21 protein-coding genes and 1 pseudogene are annotated in these 21010 nt (G+C 60.0%); all 22 read right to left on the bottom strand.

All coding sequences use genetic code 11. From position 1 onward, the window contains the following. Nucleotides 1-873: a 3-methyl-2-oxobutanoate hydroxymethyltransferase gene (gene panB, locus BM357_RS16875; protein WP_074956238.1), complete on the bottom strand. Its 873-nt coding sequence runs from the start codon at nucleotides 871-873 to the stop codon at nucleotides 1-3. A 2-nt stretch (nucleotides 874-875) separates the two neighbouring features. After that, nucleotides 876-1793, bottom strand: coding sequence for a Rossmann-like and DUF2520 domain-containing protein (locus BM357_RS16870; protein ID WP_074956235.1), 918 nt, complete (start codon nucleotides 1791-1793; stop codon nucleotides 876-878). A 736-nt stretch (nucleotides 1794-2529) separates the two neighbouring features. Further along, nucleotides 2530-4275 (bottom strand): phosphoenolpyruvate--protein phosphotransferase, encoded by a 1746-nt coding sequence (gene ptsP, locus BM357_RS16865; protein ID WP_074956233.1) that lies wholly within the window; start codon nucleotides 4273-4275, stop codon nucleotides 2530-2532. Further along, the gene (locus BM357_RS16860) at nucleotides 4275-4541 is read right to left on the bottom strand and encodes an HPr family phosphocarrier protein (RefSeq protein WP_074956230.1); all 267 of its coding nucleotides are present in this window, start codon (nucleotides 4539-4541) and stop codon (nucleotides 4275-4277) included. The genes ptsP and BM357_RS16860 overlap by 1 nt, the downstream gene beginning before the upstream one ends. Nucleotides 4542-4618: 77 nt before the next feature. Beyond that, the gene (locus BM357_RS16855) at nucleotides 4619-5359 is read right to left on the bottom strand and encodes a DUF7916 family protein (RefSeq protein ID WP_483869897.1); all 741 of its coding nucleotides are present in this window, start codon (nucleotides 5357-5359) and stop codon (nucleotides 4619-4621) included. Between the two features lie 81 nt (nucleotides 5360-5440). Continuing rightward, nucleotides 5441-5515: pseudogene (locus BM357_RS20775) on the bottom strand (hypothetical protein); the annotation flags it as partial. 86 nt (nucleotides 5516-5601) lie between these two features. Continuing rightward, complete coding sequence (locus BM357_RS16845) at nucleotides 5602-6789, bottom strand: phosphopentomutase (protein ID WP_074956225.1); 1188 nt, start codon at nucleotides 6787-6789, stop codon at nucleotides 5602-5604. After that, nucleotides 6786-7937, bottom strand: coding sequence for an alanine racemase (locus tag BM357_RS16840; RefSeq protein ID WP_074956222.1), 1152 nt, complete (start codon nucleotides 7935-7937; stop codon nucleotides 6786-6788). Before BM357_RS16840 ends, BM357_RS16845 begins: the two co-directional genes overlap by 4 nt. Nucleotides 7938-7941: 4 nt before the next feature. Further along, a complete protein-coding gene (locus tag BM357_RS16835; RefSeq protein WP_074956219.1) occupies nucleotides 7942-8985 on the bottom strand; it encodes an amidase family protein in 1044 nt (347 codons plus the stop codon). After that, nucleotides 8982-10076: an aminotransferase class V-fold PLP-dependent enzyme gene (locus tag BM357_RS16830; protein ID WP_074956217.1), complete on the bottom strand. Its 1095-nt coding sequence runs from the start codon at nucleotides 10074-10076 to the stop codon at nucleotides 8982-8984. Before BM357_RS16830 ends, BM357_RS16835 begins: the two co-directional genes overlap by 4 nt. Before the next feature lie 5 nt (nucleotides 10077-10081). Next, a complete protein-coding gene (locus BM357_RS16825; RefSeq protein WP_074956215.1) occupies nucleotides 10082-11002 on the bottom strand; it encodes a phosphotriesterase family protein in 921 nt (306 codons plus the stop codon). A gap of 103 nt (nucleotides 11003-11105) precedes the next feature. Beyond that, entirely contained in the window at nucleotides 11106-12449 is a 1344-nt protein-coding gene (locus BM357_RS16820) for a YhfT family protein (protein ID WP_074956212.1), read from the bottom strand. Nucleotides 12450-12591: 142 nt separating this feature from the next. Further along, nucleotides 12592-12966 (bottom strand): DUF2620 domain-containing protein, encoded by a 375-nt coding sequence (locus BM357_RS16815; protein ID WP_074956266.1) that lies wholly within the window; start codon nucleotides 12964-12966, stop codon nucleotides 12592-12594. A gap of 3 nt (nucleotides 12967-12969) precedes the next feature. Further along, nucleotides 12970-13326, bottom strand: a complete 357-nt coding sequence (locus BM357_RS16810) for a PRD domain-containing protein (RefSeq protein ID WP_074956209.1) — start codon at nucleotides 13324-13326, stop codon at nucleotides 12970-12972. Nucleotides 13327-13386: 60 nt separating this feature from the next. Next, complete coding sequence (yhfZ, locus tag BM357_RS16805; protein ID WP_074956206.1) at nucleotides 13387-14310, bottom strand: GntR family transcriptional regulator YhfZ; 924 nt, start codon at nucleotides 14308-14310, stop codon at nucleotides 13387-13389. A 447-nt stretch (nucleotides 14311-14757) separates the two neighbouring features. Continuing rightward, nucleotides 14758-15009 (bottom strand): AbrB/MazE/SpoVT family DNA-binding domain-containing protein, encoded by a 252-nt coding sequence (locus tag BM357_RS16800; RefSeq protein ID WP_074956203.1) that lies wholly within the window; start codon nucleotides 15007-15009, stop codon nucleotides 14758-14760. A gap of 13 nt (nucleotides 15010-15022) precedes the next feature. Continuing rightward, the gene (locus BM357_RS16795; RefSeq protein ID WP_074956200.1) at nucleotides 15023-15859 is read right to left on the bottom strand and encodes a hypothetical protein; all 837 of its coding nucleotides are present in this window, start codon (nucleotides 15857-15859) and stop codon (nucleotides 15023-15025) included. Further along, nucleotides 15856-16332 carry a gamma-glutamylcyclotransferase family protein gene (locus tag BM357_RS16790; protein ID WP_074956196.1) on the bottom strand — a complete coding sequence of 159 codons (477 nt, stop codon included), beginning with the start codon at nucleotides 16330-16332 and terminating at the stop codon, nucleotides 15856-15858. Before BM357_RS16790 ends, BM357_RS16795 begins: the two co-directional genes overlap by 4 nt. Nucleotides 16333-16448: 116 nt before the next feature. Next, nucleotides 16449-18146, bottom strand: a complete 1698-nt coding sequence (locus BM357_RS16785) for an amidoligase family protein (protein WP_074956193.1) — start codon at nucleotides 18144-18146, stop codon at nucleotides 16449-16451. Nucleotides 18147-18272: 126 nt separating this feature from the next. Further along, a complete protein-coding gene (locus BM357_RS16780; protein ID WP_245784058.1) occupies nucleotides 18273-18671 on the bottom strand; it encodes a hypothetical protein in 399 nt (132 codons plus the stop codon). A gap of 38 nt (nucleotides 18672-18709) precedes the next feature. Then, nucleotides 18710-19591 carry a type II secretion system F family protein gene (locus tag BM357_RS16775; protein ID WP_074956190.1) on the bottom strand — a complete coding sequence of 294 codons (882 nt, stop codon included), beginning with the start codon at nucleotides 19589-19591 and terminating at the stop codon, nucleotides 18710-18712. Nucleotides 19592-19621: 30 nt separating this feature from the next. Beyond that, the gene (locus BM357_RS16770) at nucleotides 19622-20995 is read right to left on the bottom strand and encodes an ATPase, T2SS/T4P/T4SS family (protein ID WP_245784057.1); all 1374 of its coding nucleotides are present in this window, start codon (nucleotides 20993-20995) and stop codon (nucleotides 19622-19624) included. Between the last annotated feature and the right edge of the window lie 15 nt (nucleotides 20996-21010).

Raw genomic sequence — 21010 nt, 5'->3', positions numbered from 1 at the left:
TCACCTCCGTTTGGTTTCCAGCGTATGGTCTGCAAACAATGGTTCGAGGTCTTTCCATTCCTCCGGTTTCAGGTGCACAGTCTGCGCTTCTCCCGGAAACGCTCCGGAAGTGACCTCTTCCACGTAAGATCTAGCTGCAGAGAGAATGGTTTCCGCAAGGTTCGCATAGCGCTTGTTGTGTTTCGGTATGTAGCCATCGGTGAATCCGGCCATGTCGTGAAACACCAACACCTGACCGTCGCATTGCGGGCCGGCTCCGATTCCGATGGTGGGGATGCGCAAGCGCTTCGTGATGTACCCCGCCACCTCAGCGGGCACCATCTCCAGGACGACGGCGAACGCTCCGGCCTCCTGCAGTGCGATGGCGTCCGCCAGCATGCGCTGTGCTGACTCGCGCGTGCGGCCTTGCACAGTGAACCCGCCGATGGCGTGCACCGATTGCGGCATCAGGCCAAGATGGCCCATCACCGGAATGCCAGCCTCAACCAACCGGTTCACGACGGGAGCCAGATGGCTTCCGCCCTCTATCTTGACGGCGTGAGCACCGCCGTCCTGCATCAACCGGCCTGCTGCGCGAATCACCTCAGTCTCTGACAAGTGAGCCGTCAAAAAGGGCATGTCCGCAACGACAAGCGCTCGCTGCGCCCCCCGGGATACCATTTTCGTGTGGTAGACGATGTCGTCGAGGGTGACCGTGACGGTGGTTGTATGGCCTTGAACCACCATGCCCAGGGAATCGCCGACAAGCAGGACGTGCAATCCCGCCTCGTCCAACAGACGGGCGGTGGGATAGTCATACGCTGTCATCATGGCGATCCGTTTGCCAGCCTTCTTCATCTTCAGCAGTGTTTGCACCGTCGTTTTCTGTTCCATATTCACGCCTCCTCACCACGGTCCGTGTCGATCTTTGTGGTTCGCGGTTGGTCCGCCGAGGCGCTGCGAAACAGCCGAAAAAGCGTTTCACGCTCGTCCGCCGTCAGACTGCCTTTTGCGAAGGCCAAGCCGACCGTGGCTTCCCCGAGTGCGCAATAAACACGCAACGCCGTGGGAAAATCTCTCATGGCATCCAGGTGCAGTTGAATCGTCTCCAGGTCACCACGTTCAACAGGGCCTGTTAGGGCGGCGGGCAATCCTGCGGATTTTAGGTTCCCCAGGGCGCCTCTTAGCAACGGCCAGAGTGCTTTCAGCGGATCGGCAGCCGGAAACAACGAGGCCGCCACGGCTGCGAGCGAGACGAGCCCGTTGGATGCGAGCGCCGCTGCCGCGTGGTAGCGCGGCTTGTCGCATGGAGCAATGGAGATGGCGATCCCGCCCCAGGACTGAACCCATTCCTGCCCCCGTTCAACAGCGGTGGAATCCCCCTCCAGCGTACAAAAAGCTCCGCGCAGCAACTCCTTTGCGCCCGCGGGATCCGAAATCGTCTGCAGTGGATGCAAGCTCAGCCGAAGCGCACCTGCACAGAGAACCGGATCCAACGCGCTGCTCGCGAGTGCGCCGGCTGTGTGCACAACCACCTGGCCGGGCCGGAGCTGACCGGTGTCCGCCAATCCTTTCGCCACTGCGGCCACAGCTTTGTCCGGCACGGTCACAAAGACTGCGTCAGCCTCCTGCAGGGGACGCGGCTCCTCCGCCAGATCAAAAACAGGGCGGCCTGTCAACGACGTGTACCGTACCGCCGGGTTTCCGCGAACGTTCCGGGTGTACGCTCCCAAAACCTCGTAGCCCGCATCCTCAAATACGAGTGTAAGCGCGGTACCGATGCGGCCAGGGCCGACAAACACAAACTGATTCACTGCACAACCTCCCGCCACCAGGAAGGTGCATCCTGCTATGTGCTATGTGTCGATTTGCCTATCAAGCATTGTAGCAGAAACGGTCTGAAGCGCCTAAATCGTACGGTCTGGACGGCCGTGTCAAGTCCCGGTAGGTGAGACCTCACCGTCAATGGTTTTTACGCGACCGTGTGTGCCGAACGCACCAGCTCCCGCAGCATGTACTTCACCCATGGTCGGCTCGCAGTAACCGTCAAACCGTGGACACCTTGAAAATCACCGACCGGTTCGCCGACCATCTGCATTAAAAAGCCCCACCGCCAAACCTCACGGCGGGGTTGGTCAGCATCTCGTTATTTTCTGTTTCGCACGTGAGCCGCAGCGTCTCCGACCACGGCAGTAACGCCGCCATTGCGGCCTTGTCGCCCATGTCAATCCGCCATGACATCGTCTATCCGTCTGTCACCGCTCCATCATGATACAGAGCGCCACAAATAAGAACAGCCCGCCACGCGGCAGGCCTCGTCGTCACCACGCTCCCACATGAACCTTTGCAACAAGCTCCTCCCGACACTTCTCACACACTATCCCCCGAAATTCCCGAACGTCCTCCGCTTTACCCCAAAACAGGCGTCCCGGATCATACTTGCTCAGGATGATGAGGTATCCCACGTGAAGATCTGGAGCGCGTCCCGCCCCTCGACACCCATCGTCCGTCGCTAGCGAGGCAGTGGTTTTTGTACACTTCCGGTCCAATTCACAGCGGCTCCCCCGCGGTGCCTGCACCGTCCACTGCCGCCAACTTGGCGCGTACCGCCTCAGGGCTCTCTGCAGCCGCTGCCGCGTCCGCCTTTGCGCGGGCCATTCGGGTGTCCACGCCGCGCACGCGTTCCTTGACGAGCGGCACGAACGCCGATGACATCGATAGCTCCTGCAGACCGAGGCCCACCAGAAGCTCGGTCAGCTCTGCGTCACCCGCCATCTCCCCACACATTCCGACCGGGATCCCCACCTGTTCGGCCGCCACGCAGGTCATGCGAATGAGGCGGAGGACCGCGGGATGGAGCGGATCGTATAGACTTGCGACGTCAGTGTTGCCGCGATCGGCCGCCAGCGTGTACTGAGTCAGGTCGTTGGTGCCTATGCTGAAAAAATCGACCTCACGAGCCAGCACGTCGGCCGTCAGCGCCGCCGCAGGGGTCTCCACCATGATGCCAAGCGGGATGTCTTCCCGTACCGCTACTCCTTCGTCCTCCAGTTCTTTCTTGCAACGCGCAACCCACTCCTTGGCGGCGCGAAACTCGCTCACGTTCTCCACCATCGGAAACATCACCCACAGGGTCCCGTGCACGCTTGCGCGCAGCAGCGCCCGCAGCTGTGTGCGAAACACGTCCGGCTCGGCCAGGCAGTATCGGATGCCGCGCAGGCCCAGGAACGGGTTTTCCTCCACCGGGAGCTGGGCATACGGCAACTGCTTGTCGCCGCCGATGTCGAGCGTGCGGATGATTACCGGCTTCTCTCCGAACGCCTCCAGCACCCGGCGATAGGCCTCGTACTGCTCTTCCTCCGTCGGCCAGTGGTCGTTATCGAAATACAGGAACTCCGTTCGGAACAGGCCCACGCCGTCCGCGCCCGCGGCCACCGCCGCGTCCGCGTCCTCGGGCTTACCGACGTTGGCGAACACCTCGATGCGCCGACCGTCACGCGTCACCGCCGACTCGTGCGCCCGCGCCTCAGCACGCGCCTGCGCCTCCGCCTGCACCTGTCGAGCCTGCCTCGCCTTCTCCACCTCGTTGGTACTCGGATCGACCATGACGAACCCGGTGTCACCGTCGACAACCAGCAACTGACCGTCGGCGATGGCCTCCATCGCGTCGCCAAGGCCGTACACCGCAGGTAGGCGCATCGTCCGCGCCAGAATGGCGGTGTGTGCCGTCTTACTCCCCCTTGCGACCACGAAGCCGACCACCTGCTTGGGAAGACCCGACAGATCGGAAGGCACTAGCTCGTCCGCCACCACCACGGCCTGCTCCGGCAGGTTTGCGAAGTCGACGCCGGCCACGCCCTGGAGCAAGCGTAGCAGGCGACTGCCAACGTCGCAGATGTCGTCCGCGCGCGCGGCCAGGTATTCGTCCGGCAGGCTGGCCAGCATGGCCCGTGTCGCCTCCGTAACGTCCCGGCAAGCGGCCTCGGCATTCACTCTGTCGGCGACGATTTTCCGCTCGATCTCGCCGGTATACGCGGGATCGCCGAGAAACGCGAGGTGGGCGTCGAACACCTGCGCCTCCGCCTCGCCGACGTCCTTCGCCACGCGCTTGCGGAGCGCCCCGATCTCGGCCTCCGCCTCGGCCACAGCCTGCCGGAAGCGAGCCTGCTCACCGGCCACCTCCGCCTCCGCCAGGGTACGCACCGGGATCTCCGCACTGGCACGCCGCAGCCACACCGCCGTCCCCACCGCCAGCCCGGGCGAGACGCCCAGGTCCTGCAAGACGCGGGTGGCCATCACGCCTCACCCAATCCGCTTTCAATCAGTTCTACCAACGCCCTCAGGGCCGCTTCCTCCCCAGCCCCGTCCGCTTTGAGGGTGATAGTCTCACCGGCGCCCACGGCCAGCGACATCACGCCGAGGATACTCTTGGCGTCCACCTCTTTGTCTCCTTTGCGAATCCAAATTTTGCACGACTGCTTGCTCGCCGTCTGCACCAGCAGCGCCGCCGGCCGCGCGTGCAGTCCATTGCGGTTCTTCAAGGTCACGGTCTGTTCCACCATCTCTGACCCTCTCCTCTTCTCTCGGTTCTGGCAGGCGGTCCATCACCCGCCGGTGTGGTCAAGGGTGTTGCAGCACCTCAGCGCAGCACAGGCGCCGTCATCCGGAGGTACGCGGGACGGCGTCCACGCAGCGCGATCGACGCGGTGAGCAGGTTCTTCGGCAGCGCCACAACGGGGTACCCAGCGTCGTCGCGGTGGAAGATGTCGGCCCCCGCCATCTTGCTCTCCAGGGCAATCTGGCGTATGGTCGCCTCGTCCGATCCCTCCTGAGACGTCTCCACCGCCAACACCACCAGGCCGCCGCGCCGATGCACTTCGTCGATGACCGGGCGTAGCATCTCGCGGTGAATAGCCGGCACGGTGCCTGGGGCCGGGAACAACACCACGTCTGCCCCCGCCTGGACGAACTGGCTGCCGAGATCCATCAGGGTGCCGGCGTCAAACGGCTCGGTGGTCCAGGCCGAGTGCATCTTGCCGGCCATCACCAGCACGTCCTCGTCGCACACCTGACGCACCGTTCGAATCCCTTTTACAATCTCCGCCTGGTACACGCCCGTTTTCGGATTGCCGGTGATGTAGACAGAGTCGAAGCCCAGCTCGCGCAGGCGCTCGACCGTATGCGGGGTGAGCGTACACCCGGACGGAATCTCTACGCGCGCTTCCGCCATGTCGGAGGCCGGATCGACCGCCCGGTGAGCCTCTGCAACGACTCCACCGTCCCGTCGTCCGTCTCCTCTGGGAGGCCGCGGACGAGGGGATCGTCCATATCGAAGTAATTGGGCAGCCGCAGGTACGTACAACAGGAGCTCCCCCGACATTGCTAAAGCACGACAGTTCCTCGAATTTAAGTTTACATAAACCAGCCATGGCACACACCCGAATCACTGAGAGATAGGCAGCTAGAACCAGGCATTGCAGACATACGTCCCAGCGGTGTTTGAGACACGTCCCTCAATGCCGGCGTCTTGCCAAGCTTTGGTGAGCCTGCAGTCTCGGCGTCAGCCTGCTCATTCGACCTGCGGCAATGCTTCGCTCATCGGACACAACCTCTACGACCGCGCTACAGCACGGAAGTCCCGAACTCCGGCGCTTCCACGCCAAAGTAGGCGGCTACTGTCGCCCCCACGTCGGCGAGCGTAGCCCGGAGTCCGAGGGGTCGGGCCGGGGCTCCCTTCACGCAGACCAGTAAAGGTGTTGTTTCGCGGGTGTGTTGACTCGTGCCGTGGGTGGGATCATTCCCGTGGTCTGCGGTGACGATCAGTAGTTCTCCCTCTTGCAACAGACCGTATATCCGATGTAATCCTGCGTCTGCGATGGACAACACCGCGGCGAACTTCTCCGCGTTCTGCTCGTGCCCCGCCAAGTCCGTCTCCTGAATGGTCGCTGCAATCAGGCCACTGTCCATGTTTTCCAGCCGCCCACAGATCAGGTCTACCACGCCCTGGCTGTCGACCATCGGATTTCTGTCCATCACGTCGCCCGTAATCACATCCGCCATCTTTCCATACAGATAGGTCCCCAGTCCATGCCTCATCAGGATCGACTGAATCTGCTTGTCCGGATCAATTCCATAGCCAAGATGCCGTACGTGATAGTGTTCGTTGTAGATGTCTAGCTTGCCCATGTCTACTCCGGTTCGATCCCGCTGGATCACCACACACTGTAAGATATCCTCCACGGTGATACCCGTGCCGGCGAGGGGGATGACGCGGCTCGTATGCGCCACCGCGCGGACCACCTTCCCAATCCGCTCCACCTTGTCAAACGGTGTGACATCCAGTGATGCCGTGATATTGATGATCTGCCCCGGATCATTCTCCATGTTATCCGCGATGACCACTTCGCCATCCACGAGCAAGATTCCCGTTCCCTCGATGGGGCGTGTGACGGCGTATCCATGTTCGTGCAGACGCTGCTCAATCTCAGGTGCCAAGTCGCGGATGAACTGCTTCTTTGGAGGAATCGGCCTTGCTCCCATGATCTCGTTGTGCCCCGCATAGCTGTCCGCACCCGTGTGCTGTAAATTGCACCGTCCGTAGCTCGCCAGGGCAGGTGTCATGGGCATCAGCGACGGCTCGCAGAGAATCTGAGACAATCCCAGCCTGGCGAGAAACGGCAAATGAACCCCCGTAGCTTCGAGTACGTGCCGCATCGTGTTGCTTCCTTTGTCTTGCGGCCGCTCGGTCTCGACGTCATCCATTGCGCCTGCGCCGAACCCATCGAGAACGCACAACACCGCGCGCTTCATCCGACTCGCTTCCCTTCCACTGTATAAATGCCTGCGACGTTTACCCGCCCCTGATGAACACCTGTCACCGGTGCCACCAGCGCGCGAGTGACAAACATCTGCGTGCGAAACGCCATCACAACCGGCGTCCCCACCGGAAAACGGCCCTCGATCTTCAAATAGTAGTCAATGCTCTCCGGCCGGGGCGGCATCACTTTCACCCGCTGCGCCGCACCCGCGGAGGTGCAGACCAACGCTTCCCGTAGGTGCCCACGGGCGTAGTATCCTCCGCCATATACGTAACTGCAGCCGTCAGACTGGTGGGACACCTCCGTGATGTACAGGTAGGATGGCACCTCTACCTGACCTGGCTCGGCGTGCAAGGGTGTGGTCCCCGTCAAAGCGTGACCTGGTTCGCCATGTGTGGCACCCGCTGCTTTGAGAAACGGCAACGTCCACACGCAGGTCGCACCGGGTGCGTTCACCTGTTCCACCGGAATACCCAGGTCCCGCAGTCGCTCCGCCGCCTTGTTCAAGGTCGTCAGGTTCTGCGTCAGTGTGGGACGGCCGTCCTGAACGATCACACAGGGGAAGGATGTTACCCCAGCGATGCGGACGTTCGGCAACTGCAATATGACCCTGACGGCCGCCTCCAGATCAGCCAACCGGATCCCACCTTCCTGGGCGTCGTACAGGTGATCGCCGGGTTGGACCACGCGCAACAATAGTTTCTGCTCCCTTCCCAGCGCAGACGCCGCCCGGGAAACCTCCCGCGCCGCGTCCACACTGAACACCGTGACCACCTCTGGCTGCAGCCGGAGAATCGGTTCCAGGTAATAACGTGGGATCTGTACGAGATGCCCGACGTGTCCGAGGACCACACCGTGTCTACCGAGTGTGAGGGCTTCCAACGGATCGACCGCGACAGCCTTGCGCAGGCCAGCGTCGACGATGGCTTGGCAGGCCACCGGGTTGCGACCAACCTGTTTGGTCATGAAATACAGCGACATCCCCGAATCGGCCGCCGCCTTTACCACCGCTGCGGCGTTCGTCTGAATCTGGTCCACATCCAGCGCATACGTATTCGGCGGGATCCGCCCGGAACGGTACAAACCCAGTACGGCATCAACAAACGCCGCGTTTCTGGAAAGCAGTTGTGAGAGAAACACGCTGTCACATCCCTTCGTGGAAGAACCCCGAGTGCCCCAATCGCATGCGCCGGAGAAAATACTCTTCAAACAACGCCGACCTCGGACAGGCCGCTGCAATGGCTTCTGCCGCTGCGATGGCTCGGCGCCCCGCTTCCAGCCCGCTCTGCGCCAGCACGATGTACCCCGCAGCCACCGCTTCACCCGGAACCGCCACTGCCGTCGTATCCGCCAGATTCGCGCTGCGCAGCAGAAACTTTCCGCCCCGCGCATCCGGATGCCCGTTCATTACCAGGGAGTCCGCGTAGGACTCGACGTCGACCGGCCCTTCCGCGCTGACAATGAGATCCGAACTCTGAAACAGCTCCCTTATCAATGCCAATCCATGCGCCCGTTCGTATGCCTGACCTTTGTCAAATCGATGGACCGTACAACCCTCCGCTCGGAACAGCGCTTCCAACTTCCCTGGCGCATCCACGTCCAGGGCTACGCGTAAACCTGTCAGCTCGGCGTCCAGACGCGTCTCCAAGAGGGCTTCCAACGCCCGCTTAGCCCACGCAAGGGAATGGCTGAGGACACCAATTCCCACTGTCAACGGCAGACCTTCCGTGGACTGGGACGGCTTACGTCCTTTCAAGCCCAGACCTTTCGCGTTGATCCCGTACAGTTGCGTCGCCAGCGCAGGTCCGAGGATAGAGCCGCCGCCGTCCGTGGCGAGAGCGAGATCGTGCACGCCGCGAAGGATGTTCAGCGCACTGCCACTGGACGACCCGGTCATCCGTCGGCCCGTCAGCGGGTTGGTGAGCGCGGGATCGATCGCGCGGCCATGCGGCGCCATCCGGTCGACCGTCATCCACACAAAGTCCGGTTGCACAGCCAGCCGCTTCACTAGGGCTAGCGGGATCTGATCTGTATCCTTCACGCCAAACAGGATGGGTTCACCATATTGCTCCAGTTTCTCGCGTGCCGCAGCAGGTGCTGCTGGATTGACCCAGACAGTGGAATCCATATACCGGAAAGCTTTCGCGTACGCATGTGCGAACCGCTCCATCCACTCCAGCGCAGTCATCCCTCTGATCTCACCTTTGCCAACGCACGGTTTAAAATGTCTACCACGAGATCTGCACTGGCCCTCATGGGATTGATCCGTAACAGGTACGGCCGCAACTCCGGCTGGCTTTCCAACACTGTTCCGGATGCGCGGTAGATCATTGGGAGTACCTCGTACTTCGACTCCGCCCCGACCGGGTATGTTGCTGCGCCAAACGCGTCGCATGCGGCTATCACCTGCGGAGCCAGAGGCTCTTCCAGACGGGCAATGACCGTCCGTGATTGTGCGTTGGCCACATGCGCCTCACAGATACCCGGAACAGCGCCTGCATTCAGTCGCTCAGCGAGCAAAGTGACTTGTTCCGATTGCACCGCAATCATCACCGGTGCGACCGTGAAGGCGCGCAGGACCTCCATCGCCTCCGGACCCTGAACCTGTCCTCCGCCCGAGTAGTTGCGTTCCCGTATGCGAGCCGTGCACGCCCGGCGACCGACCACAACGCCAATGCCCTCTGGCCCGAGCAGCTTGAACGCAGAAAACGTGGAAACGTCCGCACCCACCTCAACGCCAATGTGGCGGGTCTTGAATACCGCATAGTTTTCATCCACCACAATGGGCAATTCTGGCCGGGACTGCCGTGCCACTTGAATCACATGCGCGAGCTCGTACCGGTCCTCAGGCTGTTGCCGCGTGTGTTGAATGTACAGCAACTTGCCAGCGTGAACCGCGTCCGCGAGGGCTGCATCGTCGTGGAAGTTCACCTTGTGCGTCTTGAGGCCGAGCATCCGAAACGTCTCTTTCGTCGTCGTATACATCGGCGCGTCGTGGACGATGACCGTGTCACCGGGCTCCAGATACGCAGCTAACGATACGCGAATCGCTCCCGTCCCAGCACCGCGCACCAGCACGCAGTCTTCCACGTTAAAGAATTTTGCCAGTACCGCCTCAGCCTTTCTCGTCTGTACAGGCGATCCCGCTGGCGGCACTCCGACATCCCCCATCTGGAAGAAGTCGGTTCCCGAAAACACGTCCGCGATCGCACGCACAAAGCGAAACTGAAATTCTTTTGCCTCCTCGAGCGATAACGGCGTCAACGGATAAAATTGCATCTCTATCACCCTTTGTTAAACGCCAGGAAGCGGCGCGGATTCTGAACCAGCATCTTGTCCAAGATGGCTTCCGGCACTCCGGCCGCACGCAGATCAGGCAGGAACCGGTCGAACAGATAGACATACCCCGGTCCATCGTTTTGACGGAAATACGACTTTCGCGTCAGATCGACCGACAGCATCAACTGATCCTCATAGCCTTTGTCAAGTAGCGCCACCAAGTTTGCAACCCGTTCTTCGTGCGGCCGGTAACTATTCTTTCCAATGGTGTCGAATTGGAGGAACGCGCCGTTCGCCAACAAGGTCACCTGTTCCTCAAAGTTCCGGTTGAGATCCTGATGGCCAAACGAGATGCGCCGCAAATCCACATGCTCGGATTCAAATATGCGCAACTGCGCAAGACCCATCGTCCCGAGCTCGCAGTGGGTGCTGAGCGGTGCGCCCGTCCGTTTCTGTGCGTCACAGGCGGCTCGGAACACCTTTTCTTCGGCTTCCGTCAGTTCCTCATAACTGCTGCCAATCTCCGAAATGATACCGGCCCGGATGTCGGTGCCGTCAATGCCCACCGTGATCTCCGACACAAACAGATCCGCCAGCTCGCTGCGGGACTTCTCAAACACCTCGGCAGGATAGACACTTTCCTTGTAGTATCCTGTCGAGCAGACGATGTGCACGCCCAGCCGTCGCGCGAGTTCCGCCAGCATCAACACGTTGCGCCCCATGCCCCGATTGGTCACTTCCACAAACGTGTTGCATCCGTAGACCTTCGGCATCTCCAGTTCCCGCACTAACTCTGGGCTGTCGCTCAGAACGGAGTCCGTCTCCTTGCGGACATGGGACAGGTCAAATGTGATGTGCTCGTGAATCATCGTGGCCTGCAAGGCGGTCGGTTCGACATCTCCCAGCACCGTGCGAACGAATCCCATCTGATTTCACTCCTCACAATCCGTGCAGGATGGGCGGCAACCCATCCTGCAACGGTTTGGCGTTCTATTGTGTTTGTTGCCTCACGCACCCGTGCGGTACGGCTTACATCAGATGCAGTGCGAAGAAGATGTTGACAACCACGCCCGTGACAATCGCCGCAAGCGGGGCGGCCGCCAATCTGATGACGGGCCGGCCGATGGCCTCGTTGATGAGGTACAGTGCCGCGAACACTGCAAAGGCTAAGAAGTTCTGCGAATCCTTTGGTGTGTGCGTCATGCCCAGTGTGGACAGGGCCGAGCCAATCAACAACGCGACTTCCAGAACATTATTCATGGCGTTCCGGATGCTGTCTGACGCCTCGCGCAATGACGGGAAGTTCTCCAACCCCTTGCCGATGGCGCGAAGGGCCAACATCTCCAGACTGATCCAGATAGCGCCGATCACGAACGCGGCAATGTGCCCCGCAACTCCGTTGCCAAACAGAACAGGCGCTACATAGTAGCCAATCGGATAGACAAAGGTGAGCCCGACCACCCCGTAAACACCGGACGCCAGAGCGGTGGTGACAATGAGCGGGATGAACGCCAGACCGCGAATCATGTCTGCAAACGCGATGGTACCAATTTGGGCCATGTCGCCGCCCGCCTGATACGCGGTATGCAGACCTTGGAAGTCAACTTCCGAACCGGCGAAGTACTGGAGGTTGCTGATCAGCGCGACCAGACCGCCAATCACGGCCATCAGCGGGATCGAAGACATAATGCGTTTGGTGCGGACGGCGAACAGGCTCTCACCAACGTCCGCGCTCGTGTCCCGCGTCTTGTTTTCCTTCACGTCGCGAGCAATCGCAAACGCGACCAGCAGGATCACACCGGCGAACATCTCGAGCGCTTCCGGATAGATGGTCGTTCCGCCGATGGTGAGAATCTTGGTGGCGGCTAGCTGGCGCAGAATCAGCTCCAGAACAAGCGTGATGAGGCCTTTCACCTTGCCAAACTGGTAGAACACCGCCAACACCGGGAACAGCGCAAATCCGGCAATCACCGGCGAAGACAAGGCGCCCAACGCATTCAGGAAGTTGATAGGCAAGAGTCCAAAGAACGTGTTGAGGGCGTCGAACGCGACCGTGACCGCAACGCCCCAAGCTGCCCCGAACACAGCGGCAATCCACTTGCGTGGCGCCAACACGCCCAGGATGTCAGTCGGCAGGAAGAGTAACCACGGATTCAACAGTCTCGACGCCAATGTGAACGCGAAACCAACCGAAAATACAAACCCGGCGCTCAGGCCGAAGGCGACCGAAGCCATTTCCATCCGCTTCATCCGGCCTTCGACGTATTCCGGCATGATGGGCCGCACCCCATCGTGAAACACCGCACGGCCCATGTGGGACGCCAACGCGGTCAAAGCGCAGAGGATGCCCACGATGATCAGTTTTAAGACCATACCATAACCCCCTCACTCAGTCGTTTGCTGGCCTGTTCGGTTGCGAACGAGCACAATCGGCTGCGTGGATGAACTGTAAGCTTACTTTTCTGGCTGCCTGCTTTGCTGTGGTGGCCGGCCACTTTCGCCGACTGTGATGAGATCACGCCAGACCATGCTTCTTAAGCAGAGCCTTTACCAACATTGGTACAGACGCCTCAATTGCCTCCACTGCCATGCCAAAGGCCACTTTGTTCTGCTGAACGAGCTTTTCAATCTCCTCCTGTTTTGGACGTCCCCCAGCCTTGGCCACAGTGGCGCAATTACCGTAGCCGAGAATGCCGATTGGGATGGACAAGGCAGCACCCCCTCCACTGTTGCAGGCGCCGAAATAGTAATCGGCTTGCCCGTTCTTGATTTTCTTGGCTGCCTCGAAATCCGAAGTGACCGTCACTTCTACATGGTCTCCGCCCGCCTGACGCACTGCACGTTCCATCACCTCTTTTTTGAGACCGCCAATCACAATACGAATGGACATCATTCAGGACTCCTTTCCAAGCAGAAGGCAGAGGTACATCGTCAAAAAGCCAACCTCAGCTTCTGTCGCATTTTCTGCAATGCCATCGAACATCCGGCTCGCCTGCTCGCGGAGCTCCGGATACCTTCGAGCGAGCTCCGCAATACTTTCCGGACATTCCTCGACCGGCTTGCCCTGCTGCAGTCGCGCGCAGGCAATGGCGAAGTGCGTGACAAACGCACCCGCATTCGCCTCACCCAAGACCACCGCGTGAGTGCGCTCAAACCCCTCCACAAAACGCGTCACATGCGCACGAATCTCCGGTGAAATTTGATGGGATGCTTCCAGGATCTCCAACCGCTCTTGCAACGTCTCGTCCATGCCATTCCCCCCTTGATGTCGGCTAAGTTCAGCTGAGCCGCATAATCCCTTGCACTGGCTTCAGTAACGCGGCACCCGGACGCCATCCAGAACAGCTCGTTGTACGGCGATAACCTGGCCCATGTCCACAATCCGGAGCAGGTTCTGAAAAATACCGAGATCTTCACGACGGACCACGATGGCAGCTTCTGTGGCATCATCCTCGTTGAAATCCAGCGGCACGATGTACACCGAACTCCTGCGGCCAAATCGCTGCTCGACTTCATCAACGTTCCACACTGCCGCGTCGATGTTGCCGATCGCCAACTGCTCCATGATCTGCATGTACGGAAGCTCCACAAACTCCACGTCTACACCCTGACACAGTGCCATGGTCAACGTGTATTGATCGGCCGACGACGAGTCGACTCCAATCTTCATTCCTGGCTCTACCGAATGCCGCTCAGGATCCCGAAACAACAACCCATGCGCTCCGACATAAGTTCCAGGTCCAAAACTGTACAGGAGCTCGACGGGGTAATCTGCCGCCGCCTGAGCAGCAGCCCTGGCGGAGAGAACAGCAAAATCGTAACGCCCTTCACATAACGCCTTAACCCGATTGACCCCGCCTCGCATGTAGGTGATGTGAAAGGGAATGTTTTGGCGTTCAAACGCGGCATACAAGCCGGTCGCCAATCCTTCGTAACGCCGAGAATACGGTAATGGCATGGCGCCCATTAAATCTGAACGACCAGCGAATGACCACAATCGGGCAAAGTCCGCAGTTACAAGGAACGTTCCCAAATGCCCTCGTGTGTCGAGCACCACAGCCCCAGAATCTACGAGCAGTTGGAGTGCTGCCTGCACCGTACCTCGTCCGACGCCGCACTTCCCCGCGAAGTCCTGAACCCTTGGAATTCGGGAACCCACTTCGCATGCCAGCAATTCACGTGCAATATTCCGTACCGCGAGTCCGTTGCGAGAGAACAACGTCACATCGTCCATTACCACGCCTTTACGTTCACTCTCCCTCTGGGTCTCTCTTTGCGATCGGCTTGCACACTCACTTACTGAAACAAATCCTGGGCGAACGGGAAGTATCCAAAATACAGGATTCTGTACATTGAATATACCAGAGAACAAGAACTTATGAAAGCTCTTTCGTAAAAACTTTTTGTCGTATCGGAAGGTGTAACTCAAATTTCGCACCCATGATGAGGCCGTGATCCGTTGATTTCACAGGAATTCTGGATGTTGCAAAAGGAAAACACCTTCGTTTTTTCTGGTAGACTGAGGTTGGCCAACCCAAGGTCTACTGGAATGCGAGGATGTTTCCTACATGGTACGTGATAGTCAGCATCAAGCTCTCCGCCATGACATCGACCAGCACCGCTCCATCATGATATAGAGCGCCACAAATAAGAACAGCCCGCCACCCAGCGGGCTTCGTCGTCACCACACTTGCACATGAACGTTTGCAGCAATCTCCTCCCGGCACTTCTCACACACCATCTTCCCGCGAAACTCTTTGACGTCTTCCACCTCGTTGCAGAAAATGCACCCCGGTTCGTACTTCCGCAGGATGATCCGGTCACCCTTCGTGAAAATATCCTTTTCATGGATGTTCATCGTGCGCCGCAACTCGATTGGCAGCACCACCCGGCCCAACTCATCGACCCTGCGCACCACGCCCGTAGATTTCACCCGGCATTCCTCCTCAATCTGTCTCCGCACCGCGTTTGGCGATTTCTTTCCGCAGTTCCTTCAACCATTCAGTTTCCATTCCATCCGCGTCAAACATTGCCTTCGCCATGTACGGCGGAAAGAAGATGATGTGAGGCTCAATCAGCACATACCGGTCCGCGGGCGGTTTCTCTTTCTTCGGTCGCGGATAGAAGTCCGTGCAGCACGCCCCAATCGGCGCGTCATCCGCCGTGCGCTGGTAGTACGCCGTGCAAAGACCGCCGTCCGGGTCGTCCTCACGGTCGCGCACGAGATATCGGCAGCTCCCGCAGTGGCCCTGCTTCGCTTTTCGCAGTGCCGCGTCGCCGCGAAGCACGAATACGTCAGCGCGCTCCATAACAATGAGCGCTTCGTTACGAATCAGCGACTGGATGAGCGTCCGGTCGTTGAACAGGTTCCATTCGACCGGCTCTTCGTCGCTCCACTCCATGTCCTCGTACTCCGCGGCTTCCTCGGGATCGGCATACGGCGGCGGCTGGGTGTTGTCGAGCAGCGTCACCGAGCCGTACACAATCCGCGATTTCACGCCCTGCATGGTCAGTGAGTGGTGCAGGGGCTTCACGATCTCCAGGCGCATCAGGGCCTTCGTGATCTCATCATCCGTGTCGAAGTACGGATAGTCCATCACGTACGTCAGAATCCCGGCCAGACAATGCGTCTCGACCGCCTCGCGGTCCAGGTATTTCACGATGAACTCCTTGGACGCGGCCTTGCCTTCCTCCAGCGGCGTGAAGAACTTCGGCCGCCACAGCGTGTCAAACGTGCCATTGTACACCCGTTGCGTAATCTCGTACACGGTTGTCTCAGTCACCCGCCATCACCCTTTCTCTTATTCCGCGTACCTTTCCACAACGAACAAATGTGCGCCTTTACATTCTGCCGATACCCTGGATCAGCAATAGCCGCCAGAATGAGTCCGGCATACTCGCCCGACGGCGGCACCTCGACGCATAGCGGGTTCACCAACTCATAGGTCCACGCCCAGACGGGCCTGTCCTCCACGTATACCCTGGCCCGTCTGCGGCGGTACACGTACGGGGCTCCTTCCCGCCGGTTGAGCGCCGCGACCTCGCGCGGGTCTTGGACGTCCCACAGCACTCCGTGCACCACGTGCCCTTGCGCGCGCTGGATGTTCGCTACCCCGCCGCCGCGTGCCATCGACCTGCCGTTGAACACGAGTCTGTATCCGCGCAGCTCCGCGCGCTCAGACAAGAGCCTCGCCGTTGGACACGTCCTTGCAAAATCGTTCCGGTTCATACAGCTTCCGTACGCAAAGTACCGCATTGGGTGTTTCTTTCCACCTCCGTTTCTCGTCTCCTCATCTTCCAAGGTTGATTTTCGTTTCCTCTCAATACCTTTTAAGGAAGTATACTCTATTCTTCCAATCCTGTCAACGAATCTCATACATCCACAAGAAATGCGGGTACGGCGCCTCGCACCCATAGTCCTGCTGCAATCCTGCGCAACCGTTCGCTGCCGAACGTGTCCAGATACAACCGGAACCGGGACTCTGGGCTCTGCGCATGCAAGTGCTCCAGTTCGACACCTCGGTCGCTGCTGAAGAGTCTTGGCAGGCGGTCGGCGCCAGGCTTGTCCTTGCGCAGATATGCTGACTGCATCAAGGTGGCGTTGGCAAGCTGCACCTGGCGCTGGATGATGACCGGATCGACCGTGCCGTTCGGATACCGGAACTCCACCGTCGGAACGCCATGCTCCACGAACTTCGCGGTGTTGACCATCTTGTAGCGTGAGCTGTGACCGGTGTACCCGATGATCTTTCTTGACGCCTCCATCGCGGTGTCGTTTTTCCGGAGCTTCACCACGTGGGTCTTCCGGAGGGGTTGAGTATAATTTGTGCCACGGTGCTGATTGGGCAGTTCAGGCCGCGTCAGACGGCTTCTCGTCGCCCCCATCTGGAGATATTCGCGGGAATAACCCACCATGTACCGCCCGAGCCGCTGCCAACGGTAGCCGCGGTCGTCGAGAATGTCATGGGCCATGTGGATGTGGAATCCTGTGCGCTGACTGGTCTGAGCACCATGTTCATGCAAGATCCTCGTGATCTCCGAGATCGCCTGCCACGTCTCCGGCGTGTCCCGAAGCACGGGAGACACGATTTCACAGCCTCCTACCAGGCTGGCGTCGCTTCGGACTCCCCAGGTCCCAGGCGTAAATCTGGTCGTGTAGCTTCCCATCGCCAATCGGTCAGACAGCCCCGCCCGGTGCAGCGCGAGCGCAACATCGTCGCCTCGCACGCCCTCCACTTCGAGTTCGATCCCGAACGTGGTATCCACGCCGTCGAGCACGTGTTCCGTTTCATATTCGCCGAGGCCGCCATCACGGGCGACGGCATCGCGCAGTGTGACCCACGCCTCGTCGCTCTCGCTGACGAACACTCCGTCGTGGGCATGGCGCTCCTGCCAGACGTACAGATTCCGATCACGCTCATTTTCCCACGCCGCTTCTCGGTCCACCGTCGAACCGATGATGGTGGGTACTGCCGTGATGCGGTTGTCGCCGCGAAGTTCACGTTCCGATTCCGTGGAACGCTGCTCGGCGGACAACGGTGCATCTTCGCGCTGGCGAGCGGTCAGAAGCTCGTAGGCTTGCATGTGCCGACAGGGACGGTTGCGGAACCAGTGGTCTGGACAGGAGCAGTGCTCGGCATGGGCGCCGGTTCGGTCGGTGGTAATGACATAGTCCCGTTCCGATCCGGAGTGCACCAGCGCAGCGCCGCTGCCAAACCGCTCGAACAAGATGTCTTCGTTCCTGCGGCGGGTTGCGGAGTATTCGGACGGCACTAATCCCGCGCTGACGGGCACGTCCCGAACGTGACGGATGCGAGCCAGATACCGAGCCTTGGCGTTGGCAATGGCCATCTGCCCAACGCCCAACATCACGGTGTGTTCGACCTCTTGACCATTGACGACCTCGCGGCGTCTTATTTGCGCCCAAGACTCCCGAACATTGTGTGCGCGCCCGGCGGAGATAAGGGCGATGAACTCGTTGACGTGCCTAGCACACACCGGTCCGGTGCCGCGTTGGACGGAGACCGGATGGGTGAGATGCTTGGCGCAGACTGCGCACGAAACCGGCATAAAAAATCCCTCCTTCACTCGAAGGAGGGGTGTAGGGCAGGGCATACCACCGCACAAGGTCAGTCAACGGGCTAAAGGATGAACGCGGCTTGTGCCCCTTTTCATGATCTCCATGTCCTCCGAAACCTATGCTCCATACGTTCTCACAAACGTCTCCCAATCCATGACTCCGACATTCACCGTGTCCCTTCTCAATAGTCGCGCCAGTTTTCCCACCCGGCTCGTCCGCCAGTTGTACACGTTGAACAACCAAACCGAAATCAGTCCCATCTGGTCGCGCCAAAACCGAACCGGTTCCGTGTGCTGCTCAAACCCGTCCCGGGCGTAGTCGATCCACAGGCTGTAGCCTCTGACCTCACGAATGTCCGGCCGACCGCTTTCCGCCAACCTCCGGTACGCTTTCTCACGTTCTCTGAAGTAACGTTCAGTGTCCATCCAGTACCACGGCCATAAGGGGTGCGGCGCATGATGCAGCACCGCCACCCCGTCGTGAATGGTCACGGTGTAGTGCCGGGTAAGACGCATCGTTCTCGGCCCTGGGTCAACCCATTCACTGGTCGCAATCAAACCTCGATCACTTCCCCGGCCCTCCAGATCGCCCACGTGCAGGCCAGAAGAATGAGCAACACCACCCAAAATCCCGTGTTCGCAATCGGTGTCATGTACGGGTGCGCCCGCGGATACGCCAGGCCAAACATGGCCACCACGATCCCGGAGTAAATGAGTCCGTTGCGGCGCCCGGCCAGTGTCTTGGCCCGGAGTTTCCTACGTTTGTCCTCGTCCCGCTCAATCTGCTCCCGGTACTTCAACCACAACTCGGCCAGGTTCGCGTGGTACTTGACGGCTTCCTCCGTCGCCCTCGCAAGTTGTACCATCTCGTCGATCTCCCAGCGGGCCGCAGTCAGCCCCAGCGCCTGCTCCGGGGTCACGTGCAGTCCGCGCCACGTCTTGGCCAGGGCCTCGAACTCCTCTTTGACCCGCTTGTCCCTCGCGATGGAGGCGACATCCTCAAACGCCGCCTCCAGGCGGTTCGTGGCCCGCAGGGTCGTGATCGCAATCGGCATCGCCTCACGCAGGAGTGAGTCAAAGAACACCCGCTTGCGTTTCCGGTACCGGTAGCGAATCCACCCGACCGCCCCGCCGATGGTTCCGGCGAGGCTTACCAATATTCCGAACGCCACCGATTCCTCCGCCAGGGACAACAGCACCGAGGCCACGAAAAACCCGGCGACGGAAACGAGGACGAGCCAGGTCATGTTGACGGCGCCCTCTTTGGTCTCATACGCCAGCCTGTCCAGTGCCGGTATGCGGGACTTGGCCGGATGGTACCGCTCACGCAACGACGCAAGCCACAGCGACTCACGGTGTGCCCGGCGCAGGTCGCTCTCGATGAAAAAGCACAGCAGCGCCAAACCCGCCAAAAGCCCGATCAATTGCGCAATCATGCCTGTTCGCTCCTCTCGTTGTCTTCGCGCTCACAAATACACGTACCGAACATCCGGGTGTTCCTGCACAGGCAGGCCAGAAATGGCGTATCCCCAGACACGCGCTTCCTCGATCATCGACTTGGTGACACCGTTGAAATGCCACGTGTCGGTCACAGGGTCCCACTTGGCAATCACCACATACGGAATCCGGCGCTCCCGCGGCTCGTGGGGCAAAAGCTCCGTGATTTCCACCACGCGCTTGCCGCCTTTGTCCGGCACCGACATCATGCCAATGATGTGCTTGACGCCCATCGTGATGAGATCGCCCACCATCGTAGGACCGGGTTTTGTCTCATGGCCCAGGAGAAGCGCCGCCAGCCTCCGGATCGCCGCCGCGGTGTCCGGCATCCCGCGCACGTGCATCGTCGTCCCGGTCTGGTGGGTGACGGTCGATGCCGCCTGTAAGAACTCCCACGCCACCGGGGACGTGCGCACCTCACCGACGTACACGTTGTCAAACTGCATCCGTAGCGTGTTGACCACCTGCTCCGCCATCCGCACCGCGCCCTTGCCCTCCGCGTTCGCCGGACGTTCATAGAGTCGCGCCGCCCGTTCGCATAGAGGCTGAAGCTCGGGCATCTCCTCGATAATCCCGGAGACTCGGTCAGGCGGAACCTTGCCCAAAAGCGCCGCCATGAGCGTCGATTTCGATGAACCTGTGCCGCCCACGATGACAAACGGCCGCGCCAGACGCTGCATCCACTCGAAGAAGCAGAGAATCGTCTCATCAAACGTGCGCAGCTGCCACAACTCCTGCAAGGTGAAGTTTCGAAGCGGCTTGCGAATGGTCACGATGATACAATCATGCTCCAGACGCCGCCCGTCCTCGTCCGGCACGGTCCACCCCGCGGGACCTCCCACCACATGCATCCGGTATCCGTCCGGGAGAATCGCGTCACAAGAAGGCTTGGACAAATCGAAGTGGTAATTGGTCCCGGACAACTTCTTCTGAACGAAGGCGTACAACTCCTCATTCGACATGCGGGCCTCCGTCGATTCGTACCGCTTGCCCGCCCGGATGTAGAACGTCGCGAAACCCCCGTAAATTTGGATGTCCGACACGAGCGGGTCATCGATGAGCCGCTGGATCTTGCCATAGGAGTACATGTCATTGAGCACTGTCGTAATGACGTACTCCCGGTATTCGTGCGGCACGCCGATCTCACCGGCGATACGGCCCAAGTACGCGTACGCGGACTTACGCGGCGGAAGGTCCCGCCACCACTCGTTGCGGCGACGAATTTCTTCGAGCAGGCGCTGGTAATGCGGTTCGGCTTCCCGCGCGAGACGTTCCAGTTCCGGCTCGCCCCGTAACACCCGTTCCATCTCGCGTTGGGCCTGTTCAATCTCTTCAAACTGCACGCTGCATCACGCTCC

The organism is Paenalicyclobacillus macrosporangiidus (genome assembly GCF_900116805.1).
GTDB lineage: Bacteria > Bacillota > Bacilli > Alicyclobacillales > Alicyclobacillaceae > Alicyclobacillus_H > Alicyclobacillus_H macrosporangiidus.
Note: the sequence above shows the minus strand (reverse complement) of the source record. Positions and strands in the feature narration are given on the sequence as shown.

What these genes read in the sequence shown, in the direction of transcription:
- BM357_RS16830 (WP_074956217.1), bottom strand. Translation starts at nt 10,076, where the DNA reads ATGCAATTTTATCCGTTGACGCCGTTATCGCTCGAGGAGGCAAAAGAA.
- BM357_RS16785 (WP_074956193.1), bottom strand. Translation starts at nt 18,146, where the DNA reads ATGCCGGTTTCGTGCGCAGTCTGCGCCAAGCATCTCACCCATCCGGTC.
- BM357_RS16810 (WP_074956209.1), bottom strand. Translation starts at nt 13,326, where the DNA reads ATGGACGAGACGTTGCAAGAGCGGTTGGAGATCCTGGAAGCATCCCAT.
- BM357_RS16820 (WP_074956212.1), bottom strand. Translation starts at nt 12,449, where the DNA reads ATGGTCTTAAAACTGATCATCGTGGGCATCCTCTGCGCTTTGACCGCG.
- BM357_RS16855 (WP_483869897.1), bottom strand. Translation starts at nt 5,359, where the DNA reads ATGTCGGGGGAGCTCCTGTTGTACGTACCTGCGGCTGCCCAATTACTT.
- ptsP (WP_074956233.1), bottom strand. Translation starts at nt 4,275, where the DNA reads ATGGCCACCCGCGTCTTGCAGGACCTGGGCGTCTCGCCCGGGCTGGCG.
- panB (WP_074956238.1), bottom strand. Translation starts at nt 873, where the DNA reads ATGGAACAGAAAACGACGGTGCAAACACTGCTGAAGATGAAGAAGGCT.
- BM357_RS16815 (WP_074956266.1), bottom strand. Translation starts at nt 12,966, where the DNA reads ATGTCCATTCGTATTGTGATTGGCGGTCTCAAAAAAGAGGTGATGGAA.
- BM357_RS16790 (WP_074956196.1), bottom strand. Translation starts at nt 16,332, where the DNA reads ATGCGGTACTTTGCGTACGGAAGCTGTATGAACCGGAACGATTTTGCA.
- BM357_RS16845 (WP_074956225.1), bottom strand. Translation starts at nt 6,789, where the DNA reads ATGAAGCGCGCGGTGTTGTGCGTTCTCGATGGGTTCGGCGCAGGCGCA.
- BM357_RS16825 (WP_074956215.1), bottom strand. Translation starts at nt 11,002, where the DNA reads ATGGGATTCGTTCGCACGGTGCTGGGAGATGTCGAACCGACCGCCTTG.
- BM357_RS16780 (WP_245784058.1), bottom strand. Translation starts at nt 18,671, where the DNA reads ATGCGTCTTACCCGGCACTACACCGTGACCATTCACGACGGGGTGGCG.
- BM357_RS16860 (WP_074956230.1), bottom strand. Translation starts at nt 4,541, where the DNA reads ATGGTGGAACAGACCGTGACCTTGAAGAACCGCAATGGACTGCACGCG.
- BM357_RS16775 (WP_074956190.1), bottom strand. Translation starts at nt 19,591, where the DNA reads ATGATTGCGCAATTGATCGGGCTTTTGGCGGGTTTGGCGCTGCTGTGC.
- BM357_RS16835 (WP_074956219.1), bottom strand. Translation starts at nt 8,985, where the DNA reads ATGACTGCGCTGGAGTGGATGGAGCGGTTCGCACATGCGTACGCGAAA.
- yhfZ (WP_074956206.1), bottom strand. Translation starts at nt 14,310, where the DNA reads ATGGACGATGTGACGTTGTTCTCTCGCAACGGACTCGCGGTACGGAAT.